The 16,755-nt window shown below is 38.9% G+C and carries 13 protein-coding genes and 1 tRNA gene; 7 read left to right on the top strand and 7 right to left on the bottom strand.

Annotated elements, in window-relative coordinates; translation table 11 throughout:
• The first annotated feature begins 14 nt into the window (after nucleotides 1–14).
• A complete protein-coding gene (locus tag CH361_RS07590) occupies nucleotides 15–7,295 on the top strand; it encodes an RHS repeat-associated core domain-containing protein (RefSeq protein WP_165782232.1) in 7,281 nt (2,426 codons plus the stop codon).
• Between the two features lie 188 nt (nucleotides 7,296–7,483).
• Nucleotides 7,484–7,738, top strand: coding sequence for a hypothetical protein (locus CH361_RS07585; RefSeq protein WP_100790226.1), 255 nt, complete (start codon nucleotides 7,484–7,486; stop codon nucleotides 7,736–7,738).
• Nucleotides 7,739–7,987: 249 nt separating this feature from the next.
• Here CH361_RS07585 and CH361_RS07580 read toward each other — a convergent pair whose 3' ends face one another.
• From CH361_RS07580 to CH361_RS07570, 3 genes are all read right to left on the bottom strand, one after another.
• Nucleotides 7,988–8,728, bottom strand: coding sequence for a UDP-galactose-lipid carrier transferase (locus tag CH361_RS07580; RefSeq protein ID WP_100790225.1), 741 nt, complete (start codon nucleotides 8,726–8,728; stop codon nucleotides 7,988–7,990).
• Nucleotides 8,725–9,480, bottom strand: a complete 756-nt coding sequence (locus tag CH361_RS07575) for a polyphosphate kinase (RefSeq protein ID WP_100790224.1) — start codon at nucleotides 9,478–9,480, stop codon at nucleotides 8,725–8,727. The genes CH361_RS07580 and CH361_RS07575 overlap by 4 nt, the downstream gene beginning before the upstream one ends.
• Nucleotides 9,481–9,543: 63 nt before the next feature.
• A complete protein-coding gene (locus CH361_RS07570; RefSeq protein ID WP_100790223.1) occupies nucleotides 9,544–9,900 on the bottom strand; it encodes an HIT family protein in 357 nt (118 codons plus the stop codon).
• A gap of 32 nt (nucleotides 9,901–9,932) precedes the next feature.
• Between CH361_RS07570 and CH361_RS07565 the strand changes: the two genes are divergently transcribed.
• Nucleotides 9,933–10,775, top strand: coding sequence for a hypothetical protein (locus tag CH361_RS07565; RefSeq protein ID WP_100790222.1), 843 nt, complete (start codon nucleotides 9,933–9,935; stop codon nucleotides 10,773–10,775).
• Nucleotides 10,776–10,793: 18 nt separating this feature from the next.
• Nucleotides 10,794–10,868, top strand: a tRNA-Arg gene (locus tag CH361_RS07560).
• 615 nt (nucleotides 10,869–11,483) lie between these two features.
• Here the strand turns inward: CH361_RS07560 and CH361_RS07550 are convergent.
• On the bottom strand, nucleotides 11,484–11,918 hold the full coding sequence (locus tag CH361_RS07550; protein WP_100790220.1) for a hypothetical protein: 435 nt from the start codon (nucleotides 11,916–11,918) through the stop codon (nucleotides 11,484–11,486).
• 139 nt (nucleotides 11,919–12,057) lie between these two features.
• On the opposite strand from CH361_RS07550, the gene CH361_RS07545 reads away from it, so the two are divergent.
• Genes CH361_RS07545 through CH361_RS07535 form a run of 3 tightly spaced genes read left to right on the top strand, consistent with a single transcriptional unit; the run spans nucleotide 12,058 to nucleotide 13,413 of the window.
• A complete protein-coding gene (locus CH361_RS07545; protein WP_100790219.1) occupies nucleotides 12,058–12,528 on the top strand; it encodes a MarR family winged helix-turn-helix transcriptional regulator in 471 nt (156 codons plus the stop codon).
• 11 nt (nucleotides 12,529–12,539) lie between these two features.
• Nucleotides 12,540–12,959, top strand: a complete 420-nt coding sequence (locus CH361_RS07540; RefSeq protein ID WP_100790218.1) for a DUF1398 domain-containing protein — start codon at nucleotides 12,540–12,542, stop codon at nucleotides 12,957–12,959.
• 19 nt (nucleotides 12,960–12,978) lie between these two features.
• Nucleotides 12,979–13,413: a hypothetical protein gene (locus CH361_RS07535; RefSeq protein WP_100790217.1), complete on the top strand. Its 435-nt coding sequence runs from the start codon at nucleotides 12,979–12,981 to the stop codon at nucleotides 13,411–13,413.
• A 67-nt stretch (nucleotides 13,414–13,480) separates the two neighbouring features.
• Here the strand turns inward: CH361_RS07535 and CH361_RS07530 are convergent, their stop codons facing one another.
• The 3 genes from CH361_RS07530 to CH361_RS07520 are packed head-to-tail and all read right to left on the bottom strand — an operon-like array spanning nucleotide 13,481 to nucleotide 16,693.
• The gene (locus tag CH361_RS07530) at nucleotides 13,481–14,092 is read right to left on the bottom strand and encodes a hypothetical protein (RefSeq protein WP_100790216.1); all 612 of its coding nucleotides are present in this window, start codon (nucleotides 14,090–14,092) and stop codon (nucleotides 13,481–13,483) included.
• Entirely contained in the window at nucleotides 14,093–15,586 is a 1,494-nt protein-coding gene (locus tag CH361_RS07525; protein ID WP_100790215.1) for an NAD(P)H-hydrate epimerase, read from the bottom strand. It lies immediately after the preceding gene.
• Nucleotides 15,587–16,693 carry an LIC_12708 family protein gene (locus CH361_RS07520; protein ID WP_100790214.1) on the bottom strand — a complete coding sequence of 369 codons (1,107 nt, stop codon included), beginning with the start codon at nucleotides 16,691–16,693 and terminating at the stop codon, nucleotides 15,587–15,589.
• Nucleotides 16,694–16,755: the final 62 nt, after the last annotated feature.

Raw genomic sequence — 16,755 nt, 5'->3', positions numbered from 1 at the left:
TAAATGTTGTTGTTATGCGAAAAATTGCTCTATCAGTTGTTATTCTTCTTTCTGTTTTTTTATTTTTATTCAATTTCCAGTTTTCAAATCAACTTCCATTACCAATGCCAGTTGTCGATGTTGATCATGGTGGTAATGCTGCCTTTGAAATACCGCTGGAAATTCCAGAAGGAACTCTTGATTTAACACCTGAACTAAAGTTAAACTATAATTCTGGTTCTCCAAATGGACTTTTAGGGAAAGGTTGGAGTTTAGCTGGCATTCCTTTTATCAAACGCGATCCGTCCTACGGTCTGAATTATTCTTCCAAAGACGAATTCTATTCTTCTGAATTAGGCCAGTTGGTTTCAGGGAGTGCAGATCGAAGCACATTTTATTCAAAAAATGAATCTTTTTTTAGCTTTTACCCTCAAGGAGAATCCGGCAAAGGGCCATTAGAATTTAAGGCCTTTGATAAAGAGGGGGTTCAGTATACCTATGGCGGTTCAGGGGCTCAACTCTTTGCATTGAATGGCGGGGTGAGAACGTGGGGGATCTCCGAAATTCGTGATTTGAACGGTGAAACCGTTCGGTTCGAATGGATTTCGAGAAAAGGACAATTATATCCTGATAAAATCACTTATGCTGGTGGTGTCCGCTACATCAAATTTGCTTATGAAACAAGATCAGATTATACAAAAGAATACACCGAAAAGGATTTAACGGAAGAAGATTGGAGATTAAAAAGAATTAAATTCTATTCTGATAACTCGCATGTTCACAGCTACGAGTTTACTTATGATGTTGATGCTAAAACGAAAGAAAGTCTATTAGTTAAAATTGAATTTGAAAAAGATAACCTTTTGTCCTTAGCAACTCATAGGCCATTGGAATTCGAATATGCTCCAAGTCATGATGGTATTGATAAAAAACTAATTTCTGGAAGTAGTCAGACTCTAAATTTGGGGTTTTCGGCAAAGGCGGATGTTGAAAACAGGACTCTACAATTCGCAAAACAAGTGATCTATGCTTATCTGAGCATGAAGGCAAGCCAACCCCCTAAATCTCAGGTTAAGATCACAAAATTGTTCAACAAGATACGTCCTCCGTTTCTTAACAAAATGCCTGGTGGGACAGGAGATAGTTTTAATTTTGATGCTTTGAAAGTAGATGTGAACGAGTATTATCCTGAAACGGAATTCATTGCTCGAGTCCCGTTAGGGAATAAAAACAGACCTGCTTGTGATCTCGGATTCATTTCTTGTATTTGGTCAACTTTATATCCAAAAACAAATCCTTGGGTGGATGCGTTTTGTTTGGATTATGCTTTCTTTTCGCACGAGTATTGTTTGCATGGATCGCCGATGCCAAACAAGGTCACTCTTCCTACAGATATTGATGGTGATGGAATTTCAGAATATACTAGAATTTTGGGAAGAGCGGACTTAAATCAGGCCTATCTAAAAACAAACGATTTTAAAAATAATTCTACCTCTGCTTCTCCAATTTTTCCAATGAAGTACAATACTTATTTTGACTTAGCCGATATCGATGGAGATGGCAGAACCGATTTTCTTTTCGAGGAAGACGGAGTATTGTATGTTTCTTATTCAGACGGAGTAAGTCTTGGAAACCCAACTAGGTATTCGAATGTCTATCTTGAGCCATATTCGCAGAATATGACACAAACTAATAATCTAAAACCTCGAGATTATGCCGTGGATATCAATCGTGATGGAAGGGCTGATTTTATTCATCTTGATACTAATACCGTCTACGTCTACCTTTCTCAAGGTAGAAGCTTTGCCCCGGTAAAACAATTCTCACTTGGTGGGGTTACGAGTATTCTTCACGAAACAATAGAAACAAATCCATTCATTGCCCATAGATTGAATCAGTTTTCTGATATTGATGGGGATGGAATGCCGGAACATGTTCAGATTGTGAATGTCAATCCTCCTCCAGAGCAAGGAAGCTTGATTGCAATGAGGATGCGCCATAAAGATGAAGTAAACCAGGCAGAAGCGAGAAATAATCATTATAAACAATTGATCGTAAACATGGTGAATCAAGGTGCCGATGTGGTACGTTTTTATCCGGAATATCAGGATGCTGCGGCAAGCATAATTATCATCCATTTTGGCATTATTTTTGATATTGAAGGAGCATTTGCTAATGTAATTCATCCAAATGGTCGGGCATTGTATTATGACTTATTAAGCCGTCCGGGTACTGCGACTACTTCAGAATTAAATACATTAAAAGAATTCATCGACCAACAATATTTTGAAGTTGTGCTTAGTGATTTAATGGGAAGGCAAAATAATGAAGTGGACCATCTGATTTCTTATTTAAGAAATATTGACTTAAGCGGCGCATCTTACTCATTTTTTGTAACTAAGTTTGATTTAAAATCCAACACGTTAAGTCAAAAATCTTACCCACTACCCAAAAATATTATTGGTGCCATTGGTAAAAACTGGATTGTCGATGTAAATCGGGATGGACTTCCTGATTTACTTACTTTAACAAATCAAAATAGCCATACCAACCCATTTGATTATGGAACTCAAAATGTATATGAGTTAAGTTCTTATGTAAATGTTTTATTTAACTATGGTGATGGATTTGATGTTTCCGACCCAAAATCAACTTATATAAATACGGTCATTAAACCGGATAAATTTTTAGAGCACCAAGATCCGAATAGTTCAAAATATTTTAGTTTTGATATGGTTGATGTTAATGAAGATTCAAATTTGGATATCGTCATAAAAGAATTTGATACTCAGAATTTTCATATCTATCAGGGAAATGGAAACGGTAATTTTACTTACCAGTCAGCTTTTTCCTTACCATCCAGTCAAATTCACTCTTCTTCCTTTGAAGATAGGAACTATGATGGGATCGCCGATATGTACTTCCAATACGGATTAGAATTAACTACGCAACAAATCGTATCTAATTCACCGGCAGCTACTGGAGGAATTCTTGTAAGGCTGACTAATAATATAGATGGGGCAGAATCAAAAATTCAATACGACTGGAAGAAAAATTTTTCCGGAGCAGTGGCGAAGACTGGGGCAAATTATTCTACTTCCTTACCAAATTTTTCGCCCGATCTACTGGTTCGCTCAGTTACTAGTCAACTGGCATTAGGTTATCCATTAGAAAAACAAGAATATTCTTATTTTAACACTCGATTCAAACCGGGAGATCTGGAAACAAATACAGATTTATCCTTTGAGATGATCCACGAATCGAGTTACATCAACGGTGTTTTAGATACTGTAGAAACAACAAAGTATTCTCATAACCCTGATTTGACAGGAATGGTGGTTTATCAAGCAACTGCGGATCGTAATGGAAATTTGCTTTCTGAAGAAGAAAATAATTATACAATAATTCAACCCCATTCCAAAACGCGTTTAGTACTTTTGAATTCCAAAATTAATAAAACCTATTGGAATTCCATGTTGAAGGATGAAGTGACCGCTAGTTATGGATATTCTAGTGAATATAGTTATGAACCAGTTTCCATCACAGAAAATTGGAACGGAAGGACAAAACAAACTAATATTACGTACCAGTCCAACGCAGCTATGAATATTAAGGCTCAAATGGTAGAAAAGGTGATTACCATTTCTGGACAATTAGCGGAGCACTCCAAATGGACTTATAGCGGGAAGGATGTTATTAGTGAAAGTAAGCTCACCGGTAATTCCCAATGGTATAGCAAATACTTTGTTTATGATTCCTTGGGGAATGTATTGTCTGCAACTGATTCCCTTGGTCGTACCATTCATTATACATACAATGACATCACTCGTTCCAAGGCAACATCTACTACCAATGCGCTTGGTCAGAAGTCAGAAGTAGAGTATGACCCAAGAACCGACCAGGTTTTGTCGAAAAAAGACCACAATGGAAACCTTATTGAATATTCTTATGATGAATATGGTAGAAAGAAAAAATCGGTAATTAATGGAGAACATTTAGAATCCATTGAATATTCCTTGGAAGGTTCCAATGCCATTGTCAAAAATATATCACATGCTCCGGAAGGAGATATTTGGGTAAAAACAACTACAAATCTAAAAGGGAAACAAACAAAAAAAGAATCCTCTGCAGATAACAATCAGTTGTTAGTTGAAGAGTTGGTTTTTGATGAAAAGGGTAGGGAGATAGAGCGATCAAAACCTTATTTCCAGGGGTTTGATTCGGGTAAAAGCTACATTTTTTATTATGATACCACGGAAGACTCCGAAGAAAGGCCGAAGAAAGTTATTTCTGCTACAGGAGAGGTAACAGAAATAAACTATGAACTCCATTCTACTAGTATGGTGACTAAAAATGGTTCTGAGGTCATTAAAACAGAGGAAATTGTAAATGATGCTTGGGACCGAGTGATTCGTAGAGTGACTCAAGGCGAAACCTTAAAGTATGAATTTGATTATGCGGACAGACTAACTAAAATTACCGATCCTGGAAACGGGATTACGAATATATCGTATGATATAGCTGGCAAGAAAAAGAGTTATTCCGACTCCAATTCTGGGGAAACGAGATATTTCTATAACATTGCCGGAGAACTCACTGAACAAATTGACCAAAGAGGAGTTTCCATCAAATACGAATACGACGGCCTCGGTCGTATGACAAAACAATTACCTGCCAATGAAAAAACGATCGCGTTTGAATTTGATATTGCAAACTCGATTTCTGGTTCCAATGTAATCGGAAATTTGTCAAGAGTCAGTGATCAGTCAGGTATTACAGAATATAAATATGACCATAAGGGAAATGTCATTGCGGAAAGAAGAAGTATCGACGATATTTCTATAATTTTTGAGAGAACTTATGATGACTTTGATCGAATTAAATCAGTAAAGTATCCTGATGGAACAGTCATTAAAAATTATTATAATCTAATAGGCCAAAAATCATTAGTCACCATTGATTCTCATGATGGGTCTAGTTTGAATCATACGGTTGTGAGTTATGAAGGCCCCAAAATCCAAGACAACCTAATCCAAATGGAGAGAAAAACCGGGAATGGGGTAACGACTCAAATCCATTATGATCAGAATCGAAATCGGATTCAATCCTATGTCACTCGTTTGAAAGACCAAACGGTAGAGCAGTCTGTTAAATTGGCCTATGATGTGCGAGGGAATATTCAATCTATTACAGACCTTCTCAATGAATCAAGGAATCAAGTTTTTGAATATGATCACTTAAATCGAATCATCAAAGCCAATGGAAAGTATGGCGAGGAAGTGTATACGTATGCAAAAAATGGAAATCTTTTAAAGAAAGGGGCATTCCAATATAGTTATTCTAACCCTAACCATATCCATGCAACAACCAGTGTGAATAGTCCGAATACGGGAACCATGAATTATGTATACGATTCTGTGGGTAATATGACATCCAGAAATGGAGATCAAATTCTCTACAATGCACTTGGAAAAATTGCATCCATTGATACGGAAAATGGGGATAGGTTTGATTATGATTATGAGTATTCTGGAAACCGTATCAAAAAATCATTAAAGAATGCTGGGACAACTACATACAACTTTAATAATTTATATGAAATTGTTCGCACACCCGGCCAAGGTGACAAACATACTCTTTATATTTACAGCCATGACAACGATCTCGTGTCTCAATACACAAGAACGGATGCGATTCTTAGCCAATCTGTCTCTTCTGTAAATTCTCTTTGGAACCAAACCCTTTGTACTTTGACAGATGTGGGTTGTGGACAAAGCCTTGGTTCCCTAGCTACCTATGTACTCAAAGAAATGGGAGAAAGAACCAATGTATATTCCGAGGGATATCTGTTATCTGGTCACAGAATGCTTCCTTGGGTGATTGTGTTCTTCCTGCTAGTTTACTTGGTACATAAAGGAAGAGAAAAGGGTTTAGAACCAAATACAACGCAAGTGGTTCCTGGTTTTGGATACTCTCCTTTTTTTGTTAGTATTTTTGGGAATACGAGATCGTTATTTCTTCGTTATGTGAGTGGAGGGATGTTACTGATCTTCTCATTTACAACGACTGCTGGTTGTTTCCCTTTGCTTTTTGAAGGAGCCGAGTCAGAATCGGGTGTACCCATTTGGATCTTAGGAGCGGCTTCTGTACCTGTGGACACTCCTTCTGTCGGAGGGCCTATCAATCTAGGCGGAAACAATGGCGGCTCCAGTTCTCCTGAATCTTCCCGAGTGTCAGGAATGTTTTTTTTCCATCCAGACCATTTAGGAAGTATCACCATGATCACCGATGGTCATGGAAACGCCCTTGCTGGCGGGGAAAGAGGAGGCAAGTCTCATATTAGTTATAAACCTTATGGAGAAATACTCCGAACCGATTCGTATGGTCCCGATATCGTGAAGTTCAAATACACAGGCCAAGAAGAGGACAAAGAAAGTGGGCTTTCCTATTACAAAGCCAGATACTATGATCCGATGGTAGGAAGGTTTCTGAGTAATGACGGAATGACATTTCCAAACAAACCAAACGGAATGAACCGGCAGATGTATGTGGATGGGAATCCACTGTCTAAGACGGATTATACGGGGAATGAGGTGGATGACGGAACTTTCCTTGAGTCTCAAGTATTCGTCTGGTATGTTTTTGAGAGGTATTTTAAGAATAAAATGGGTTCTTTTGCTACACCAGGTCATAATTATAGTGGGAATGGAAACAAAGATGCTTTTTCAGATTTTTTCAATAAAGATAAGAGTAAAGTTGTCTCAGCATTAGTATCTTTTTTTATTGGATTTCTTGCATACTCTGAAGCTACAAAGAGTGGATTAAGCCAGGAAGAATTATGGAGTAGAACATTATTTTTTGCATTTATAGTTGCCCCTTTGGTGCGCACTATTCCTAAAAGTCCAATGGATAAAGTCTCGCAAACACATGATGATTCAGCATCGACATCTTTATTAGAGTTTCAAGGGCCAGGTGATGACCGTCGTCATTCTCGAGGTGCTAATGAATTTGTAAAAGATAGTTTTAAGGCTTTTAGTCGGCCGAGTAAATTAAATGCGAGTGATGTTTTGACGTTTGCAATCGGTGTTCCATTATACTCTTTCTATGGTAATCTAAGAGGTATGGGGTATGACTTAAGCCGAGCCAATAAATGGAAAATCGGTGATGCTGCTGCATTTGTAGGGAAAACGGGATGTTTTGGTCCGATGGGAGTTGGTTGCGCATTTGTGGCTGATAAGAATTTCAAAACAGCCTTTTTTGTAAGAAGTGGTAGGTATAAAGCGAATTGGTTAAAAATAAAACATACTTATTTTTAAAAGGAGTCATTTTATAACTCTTGATTTTCAGTAATGAACGTGAGAAGAGAAATTAAATAATATCTCTTGAACTATTTTTTAAATTAACATCATTAATAAAGGTTCTTAACTTTTTAAGAATTTGAGGATTTTATTATAAAGCGAATTGCAAATAACTTTTCTGTAGGAAATCAAAGGTATATAAAAGAATGATAAAAAAGATTATCTGTATGGTATTTATCTTATTTACTTGCGTGTGTGCACCTGAAAAAGAAAAAAATCCAAAAGCATGCATTGAAATGGCAGCAGTAATAGAGAATTTCAATCTTAGGCATCGTAATGCATTCGAAGCAGGGCGCATTACTCAAGAAGAATATACTTCTAGAATTAATGACAACGAAAATTTGAAAATCTCCTTTTGTCTGTTGTCTTTAGTTCCGGTGGAACGAAACACTAATTTCTAAATCTTGGTTTAAATGCAGTAGGTTTTTGTATCAAGAATTTCATTTGTGAACGTTATTAGATTCTTTTATCAATTCGACCGCTTTTCGTTCCCAAGCTAATCCCCTGCGAGAGGGACATGTCAGGCTTGGTCAGACGGGAGCGAACGCGGACCCCAGAGTGGCCCGTTCCCGAGAGATAAAAAGAATGTTACCGCCAAACAGCAATGATTGTTTTTGATGTTTAAAGTTCGGGACTCGCCCCAAAGAAAATCACTCCAATTCTTCCGCTAATCTTTTCACAACCGTTTCTAAAACCATAACCCTTGCAAAGTATTTGTCATTGGCAGGGACTAGAATCCAGGGGGCTCTCGGTGCATCGGTTTTTTGAAACATTTGGTTGGCTGCTTCTTCGTAGAGAGTCCATTTGTCTCGGTTACGCCAATCTTCGTCCGTGAGTTTCCATCGTTTGAGGGGATCATTTTTTCTGGATTCAAATCGTAACAATTGTTCGTCGGAATCAATATGAAGCCAAAACTTAAGGATAATGGTTCCAAAACTCACCAACTGTTCTTCAAAAAGTAAAATTTCTTCGTAAGCGCGGGACCACTCGGATTCGGAGGCAAAACCTTCGATTCTTTCCACAAGGACACGACCATAATGAGAACGGTCAAAAATTCCAATATGACCTTTTGGGGGAATTCGGTTCCAAAATCGCCAAAGATAATGGTGTTGGATTTCTTCGGAACTTGGGGCTGCAATATTATGCACTTCAAATAGTCTTGGATCGATTTCCTGTGTTAGGCGGCGAATGGCTCCACCTTTCCCAGCAGCGTCCCAACCTTCAAAAACAAACAAAACGGGCCTGTCTTTTGCTTTGGCAAGAAATGTCAGATCGCGGATTTTGTTTTTTAATACCTTCATTTTCGTCTGGTATTCATCGGCCGTTAGTTTTTGCGATTTATCTAATTGGTTTAGATGGAGGATTCGAGTTTGTGAATCATTGGATTTCATGGGATAAGCTCCATTCCGTGATTGATTGAATGTAGGGCTTCCCGTGAATCAAATTGTAAAACTCTTTCCAGTCGTTCTATGATTGCTTCGAAAACAAGGAGTTTGGTTTCTTCTTTTTTTTCGTTATAGATGATTTGCCAAGGGGAGTCGATCGTTCGAGAAGCACTCAGGATCGAATCAAAAATTTCAAAGTAACGGTTGTAATGTTCACCTTGGTCTTTGTCAAAGGGAGAAAGTTCCCATTCCTTTTTTTTCTTTTTGGAATCTTCTAAACGTTTTTTTTGGTCCTTTTTGGAAATATGTAAGAAGAATTTGTGAACAATGACTTTATCTTTTGAGAGAATTCTTTCTGTATTTAAAATGGAAAGTAACCTCTGGTCATATTCTGCAAGTTTGATTTTTTTTTCAGATCGAAGATAGGCCAAACGACTGTAGTAAGTATTTAGATAAAATAATAATTCACCGTAACGTGGAACCACTTTCCAAAAATTCCAAAGAAAAGGATATCCTCTATCTTCCGATTGGTCTACATAAGGAGAATGAACTTTGAATTTTCTTGGATCAAGTCTTATAGTTAACGATTGTAATATGGATCCTTTCCCTGTGGAGGCAAACCCTTCGATGAGAAAGATATGAGCAATTTTCTGTTTGGAACTTTCTCTTTGTAAAAGGAAAAAACGTTCTTGGAGGTCAGTGAGATCACTTGCTGCATATTTAGGAACTTGGTTTGTGGGATGTCTCTCTAAAATCACAAATAAAAATCCTAGAAACGAATTTAAAAAAACCTAGTCTTTTTTTTAATTCTCTTAAAGACCCTACATGGGTTTTGGAAAACCCGGCCCCGTTGCTTTTGCGATATGATCTATCCCTTTCTCTTGGTTTTCATAACGAGGAATGAGATGTACATGTAAATGAGGAACTTTTTCTGCTATGGCCACAAAATACATTTTTTCTGGTTGGAATGTTTTTAAAATTTCAGTACCTTTGTGGAGGGCACGACCATAATTTTCAAAAGCCGTCGCTGTCAGGTTAAACCAGGAGTCGACATGCTCCTTATGTTCTAAATACAAATATCCTTCTAGGTTTTGGTCAGCTTTCCTAAGAACCCAATCCTCATTTTGGAAGATAATTTCTGATTTATTTTTATGCGCTTCGCAGATAGGACAGTTCATCATTCTTCCCAGTTTGGCCGATAGGTAAAGGGATGAGAATCTATTTTTTGTTTGTTTTATTCCTATCTTTGGTAAGCAGTCAAAATCTGTTTGCCCAAACGAAACTTGATTCCACAGATCCACTTACGGAAATGATGTATTCTATTTCTGACGTTGTGTTTGCAAATCCCTTCCGCAAAGAAGAAACTGAAATTCGTAAACGTGTCCTTGAATCCAATGCTGCAGAACTCCGAGACTTACGCATCCAATTGAAAAATTCCCTTCGTTCCTTAAGTCTTTCTAAATCGGACGTTCAGTCAAAAAATGCCAAGTTTCGATCTTTGGAAACTGCTTTGGAATCACTTCCGAGCCTCGGTGGTTTTCTTTGGAAAGAAGAATCAGGAACTGTTTACCAATGGGGGGACTGGTCCGATTTTTACGAAGATGGGTTTAGCAAAGAAAAACTCAGGTTGGAAGGCCAAATTCCTTCCTTTTCTTACGAAGGGGGAACTCTCTATTATTTCCTAAAAAACCCTCCTGGTTCTCTCCCTGCGGAGTTTAGTTTTCTTGGTTGGGAATCGCATTTTTATGCCTTTGGGGATGAAGGTTCACTTCGTTACACCAATGACTTTCGTTTGGATCCTTCCGAAAGGTTGGGTGACTTTCGAAAAGCCTTTGATTCAATCCGTAAAAAAATTCCCGGCTCTCAGATTGTCACAGCAAATGACCTGACCATCTTTATGATTCCCGGAAAACCAAAACCTATTTATTATATTTTCTTATTCCTTCGATTCTTTCTGATAGGGTGGACCATCCTTCTTTCGGGTTATATCATTCGTATGAGCCTTTCTTTACCAAAAAATCATTTGCCCGATGACAGCGCCCCTCTATCCTGACAATACATCTATCACCATGCCCTGGTAGTTCAACGGATAGAACATCGGTCTTCGGAACCGACAGTGGGGGTTCGATTCCCTCCTGGGGCACCAAATTTTTCTAATCCAAAAAACAAAATCCAACTAACAAACCAAAGTCGGGGATCGAACAGTTTTGTGAGCCAAATCGTTGCGACCCATAGGGAGCAATGGTTTGGACAAGCCGACCCGGATGGGAGGCGACGAACAAAGCCGTGCCTCAAAGCGTAGGCAACACAGGAAGTGTTGGCAGCGGCGAGGTCGATTCCCTGCCTTTAGGCACCAGGAAAAAACTTTTCAAATTCCTTTCTGCGAAGCTTGTATCAAATATACCAACTAATCTTTGTCATCTGAACTTGAATTCTATTTCACCGTTAAGAAGGCATCTTTCCATCAAAAATGAATCTGATCCAATGCCTTTGTGGGCGAATCCCGGACCTTATTTTTATAGAAATCTTTCTACCGCTAGGCGATTCATCATTCCTGTTTTCCGGGTCGGGCTACTTCGGGGTGCGCGTTTCGCTCCCGTCTGGCTCCGCCAGACCAAGCCCTCCATATCCCTTTCGCATCGTAGGCGAGAGATCCTTTTAAAAACAAAAGCCATTGGAATCATTGTTTCCTATCAAACTTTAATTTCTAGTATCTTACATTAGTATGTTCCGGGCAAATCCAAAGAAAAATAGATTATCATCACTTATAGTCGCTTGGTTTGAATTCCATAGAAAAAATATAATTTCCCATTCGATCTCGATAGGAATATACAAGTGTAACGTCATGATCACGAAAGAGTTTCATGTCGGGGTTTGATTTGATTGAATTCAAAATGACTGGGTATAGATTTTTTTCTAAGACCTGAATGTCAATTTCGGAAGCAGAATAGGCAATGACACTATAGTTATATTGGAAACGTTTGTTGGGAAAAACCGCGACGTTGTCCAGTCTAGTATCCTTGTCTATTGTTTGTGGGCAATTTCGATTGATATCATTAGCCGTCGATTGAAGTAAATCTTCAAAGGAGGAATTTTTGTTCCAAAAATTCGCAAATAATAGTTTGAAGCCGATCATCGATATCACAAGGGAAATGGAAAAAATCACTGTTTGTTTTTTGGTAAATGGATGGTTCATTTCTTCTCTCTCAAAACAGATATTCTAATCACAGGATTCTGTAGCCTATTCAATTCTAAAATCTAAAAATCTTCTGTAAGGTATCATTTTAATATTTAATTTCCTTGACAATAGTTTCCTAGGAAACTATATTCTTTGTATGTCCAAAAAGGAAAGTTTAGACCCTAGCCATTTAAAATCCCATATCGGATATCGTTTGCGCATCGTTTCCAATGCGGTCTCCCATTCCTTTGCAAAAAAACTTAGTTCTTTCGATGTTACTGTCGCGGAGTGGGTCATTCTTCGAGAGATGTATGCCAAAGAGGAAAATACAGCTCCGAGTACAATTGCAGAGATGACTGGACTCACGCGCGGTGCTGTTTCTAAACTGATTGATCGTCTTTTGCATAAAGGCCTTGTGACTCGAGCGGAATCTGTAGGCGATCGTCGTTACCAGGACATTCAGCTAACATCCCAAGCTACAAAACTCATTCCAAAACTATCCAAAGTGGCTGATGAAAACGACGAATCTTTTTTTTCCCGGCTTTCGAAAACCGAAAGGGAGTTTCTTATGAAAACACTCATCAAACTCGCAGAACTACATAAATTAAATACAAACCCAATTGAATAAGGAAAAAAACAATGAGCGAGCTCACAACAAAACTAACCGAAGCACAAAAATTTGCGATGTCGATTCGTCCGAAAGTAGGAGGTTTTCCAATCCTTGCCGAAGTTTTAAGGCAAGCTGGGGTTCATTTGAACCGTTGGACTTTGCCATCCTGCCAATCTGTGTATTATATGAAAGATGGGTCTGTTGTCCAACAAGGAACTCCACTTGTGAATGGTGTTTTGGAAATACCAAAATTTGACCGCGAGGCTCTCATCAAAGCACTGCGTACGGACCAAGAGGGATTCAGCACATTTCCCGAATTCTTAAAGGCAGCTTGGGAGGCAGGAGTCGTAGGATATGACGCCGATTTCACCGGTCGCAAGGTTGTTTATTATGGTGTGAACGGAGAAAGTTATTTAGAAGAATATCCTGCGGTTGTGGTGAACAGGTAACAACGATTCAAAAAAAGATATGGAATTTAGAACATTACTGATCGGTGGGGTTTTCCCCGCTCTTCTTCTCGGAATGGGAACCGTTATCATGAAATTAAGTCTACGTGCTGGAATTAGTTTGCCAATCTATTTGGTATGCGTTGGATTCTCCATTTTCTGTTACGGAGCCTTTTTTGCTTTCCAAAGTGGAATGAAAGAGGTCACTCTAAGCGGTGGGTTCTTTGCTTTTCTTATGGGGATTACTTGGTCAACGGCGATCTATTGTATGAGTTATGGTATTTCTGTTTTGAAATTACCCGTATCTGTCATAGCACCTCTCACAAATTCCAATGCAATAATCGCTGTTATCCTAGGAGCGATCGTTTTTTCAGAATGGAAGGATCTAAATTTTGTAAAAGTTTTGATTGGCACTTTTCTAATTGTTACCGGTGGAGTCGTTGTTTCTCGTTCATAACAATCAAATAGTCTTTAATCCTTTGCGACAATATTATGAAAGTCGGTACAAGTTTGCCCAACTTACTTTACTTATATGGCCTTTGTTTGATCTGAAATGTATAGGTTCTGTCATCAGAATGAACCAACACCTGAGCATAAAATCCTAAATCAAGTGCTCGAAATTTGGAGCGAAAGAACGAAGCCTCCTCATCAAAGATTTCTTTACGGCAATCCGGAACGAGTTCTTTCCATTTTTGTTTAGAAACAGAATGATATAGAAACCCGTTGGCCCTTCCGGGAATGGTTCTCGTTTCCCATTCGATCTTTTCTTGAAAACAGAGGAGCCCTTGTTTGGTTTGGATGCGAAATTCAGAAGTCCAGTTTGGATTTGGAAACTTCGCTTCGGTTTTTGTATTATTCTCAATGAACAAAAAATAACCTTGGAACTTTTCATCTTCTTCCCTGGACAAACTTAAGTATACGGGGTAACCATCTACAATCTGTTTGTCGGACTGAGTTCTGTTTTGGAAACTACCAGGGTTTAGTGCGCGAAACCCTATATAAAAAATAAGGATTACAAGAACTAAATCAATGAGGATGACAATTTGCCTCCACCTGATTTTTTTATTTTTATCACCGATTTGTTTTAGATAATCACGAAATTCTTCCGGCGAACGTGAGTGGTAACCTTTTCCCATCTAAATTAGCTCCACTAAAGATTTTAGAATTTGATGGGCCGAAGGGTAGGGCTCTTCCGATTGTTTGGAATGGTCGAGTAAGGACAGTGCCAAAAGGACGGACTCTGGAATGGACAAATCCAAACTCAAATATCTGGCAAGGATCCCTGAAAGCAGATCTCCCGTTCCCATCACTGCTAGTTTCGGATTGGGAGATTCCCATACATAAGAAGAACCATCGGGACAAACAAGAAGACTCACAAAAGATTTGAGTAGTACATATACATTGTTTTTGGGACAATATTCGATTAAAGTATCAAAGGCTTCTTGAACCGAGTTATGAGTTTTCCCAGTCATTCGATTTAGTTCTCCCACATGAGGAGTGAGAAGGATTTGGTTCCCTTGGGGAAGTGGATTTCCTTTTGTCGGGATGGCACCAGCATCCAAGACCAAACGAAGCCCCTCTGGGACTTCCCATCCACTCAAATCATTTGGGTATTGAGTCAGCCCTGGACCCACGACCAAAGTCTTTGTTTTCTTTAAAAACGGGTCCTCTAGAGTTTCGGCGAGAGAACTTGTTTTTGCCATTTTGGAAAGATCTTCTCCCAGAACAAACGAGCTGATTTTTAAAGAAGGGGAGGAGATTTTGCTAATCCCACCACCGAGCTTAGAGAAGGACTGTTCGGAAAGAAGAATGGCACCTTCCATTCCATCTGACCCTCCATAAAATAGGGCAGATCCTGCACTGTATTTATGATCTTGATTCTTCCGTTTGATGACAGAGATTGCCGTTTCCGGATCGGCCTCTAAATAATATCGTTTAGAAAATGTAACATCATTTAAATGAGTTCGAACGGGGAATCCAATCGATTCATAGTATCTGGGAATGATGGAATCTTTTTCATAAATAAAACCCACGTTTTCCCATTTCCTAGTTCCCAGTTCTTCGATGGAATCGGCATAAACAAAACTATTTTCTTCGTTTTCACCCTTGCCAAGGGCGTAAGGGTTCCAACCACTTGCTGTATCCAGTGATAACCGGTAAAAAAATACATCGGAATCATTGACGGTATCGATCAGTTCCTTTAATTCCGGGGAAAGTTTGTTTTGAAATCCTGTTCCTAGTAGAGCGTCTACGAGAAGGACTGAATCTTCTTCTGCCTCTTCCCATTCATTATAAAAGTCATCAATGGTTCCGATGACCCCGAGTGTTTTCGCAACTAAAGATTCGTAAAACTTCCCCGCATCGGTTTTGTTTGGTGAGGTTGCAAAACAACGAACGCCATACCCTTCTTGAAAGAGAGTGTGAGCCAGTGCATATCCATCCCCACCATTCCCCCCGCTTCCACAAAGAATCCAAATGGATTCTGCAGTTTTCCACAAATCTTCATTGGCATGGAAAACAGAAAGGGCAGCCATTCCCATTAGGGTTTCTTCATGAAACCCTAATTCTTTTATGGCAAGAGAATCAATTGCCTTTGATTCTTGGTTGGTGAATAGGGGGTAACTTTTCATTTAAATCCAACGATAGACTTCGAGGGCCCCTGCTCGAATTCGAATGGAATAAATATTATCAAATGCATCTGTATAAGTTTCACGCCACTGGCCACGAGGATTGGAAAAAGGAATCCTTTTGTTATTGATATGGTTTCCTTCTTTGTCATGAACTTGGAGTCTTGCTGAGTTTCCACCGTCTTCTGTTTCCCAAATATAAAATTCTCCATTGTTGCGAATGGAAAATAAAATCTCGGATGGGTCTTGGATTTCTTTCAACATTTGAGAACTTTTAGAATCAAAAACAAAACGAAAGATCCTTCGGAACTTAAACCGTTTGTCTTTTTTGGAATAATAACTAAAAGATCCAAGAACATATTCCCCTTCCGGATGCGGGAGGAGTTTATCTAAGGTGATATCATATTCTTTTGCATCATTACTCGCAAAAACATCGAGTCCCGATTCTTTTAGATTCCCTTTGAGTTCTCCTTCTTCAAAATAAGAAAGTCGCATTTCCTCTGCAATGCGGTGGTAAACAAATAACTTTTCTCCTTCACCCGGAAGGATGAATTCAATATAACGAAAAGGTTCGGAGTTCTTTCCGGAAGCCCCTAACATAAATTTCACGACACCTTTTTGAGAAATTTGTACAAGAAAAGACGGAAGGACGGTTGTCCCTTGTGTCGAAAAGGCACCGCTATAAGTTTTGTATAAATTTTCTTGCCCTTGGGGAAGTTCCATCCCTTTGGTAGAAATTCGATTTTGTACAATGAGGTCACCATCTTCATTCATGGCTACAATCCCAATCCCGCCAAAACGAAACGGATAATGAGGAATTCCGGAAATGGATTTGAAATCAGGATTTCCGAGAGTGGCATCCAACCTTCCATTTCTATCAAAAAGTTTGATTACGGCTTGTTTATTATCCGCCATTGCGCTAATATTGGAAGAGTTGGGAATGGTGAGTGGAACGTTGGTCAGTACTTGGTTGACCACCACACCTTCGAAACTCTCGTTGGTTTGCCCTAGTGGGATACGGAAAAGGATTTCTTCTTTTAGATTCTCAACTCGGAAACGAAGGCAGGAAACTGAAAAAGCGAGGGTGAGGATGAGATAAAGTGTTCGCATGGTGCAACATCCATTCCCTAATTTTTTATTTACAGGACAACTCGCTTTTCCTAGCTTGACAG

Origin of the sequence: Leptospira brenneri, assembly GCF_002812125.1 — a bacterium.
Lineage (GTDB): Bacteria > Spirochaetota > Leptospiria > Leptospirales > Leptospiraceae > Leptospira_A > Leptospira_A brenneri.
Note: the sequence above shows the minus strand (reverse complement) of the source record. Positions and strands in the feature narration are given on the sequence as shown.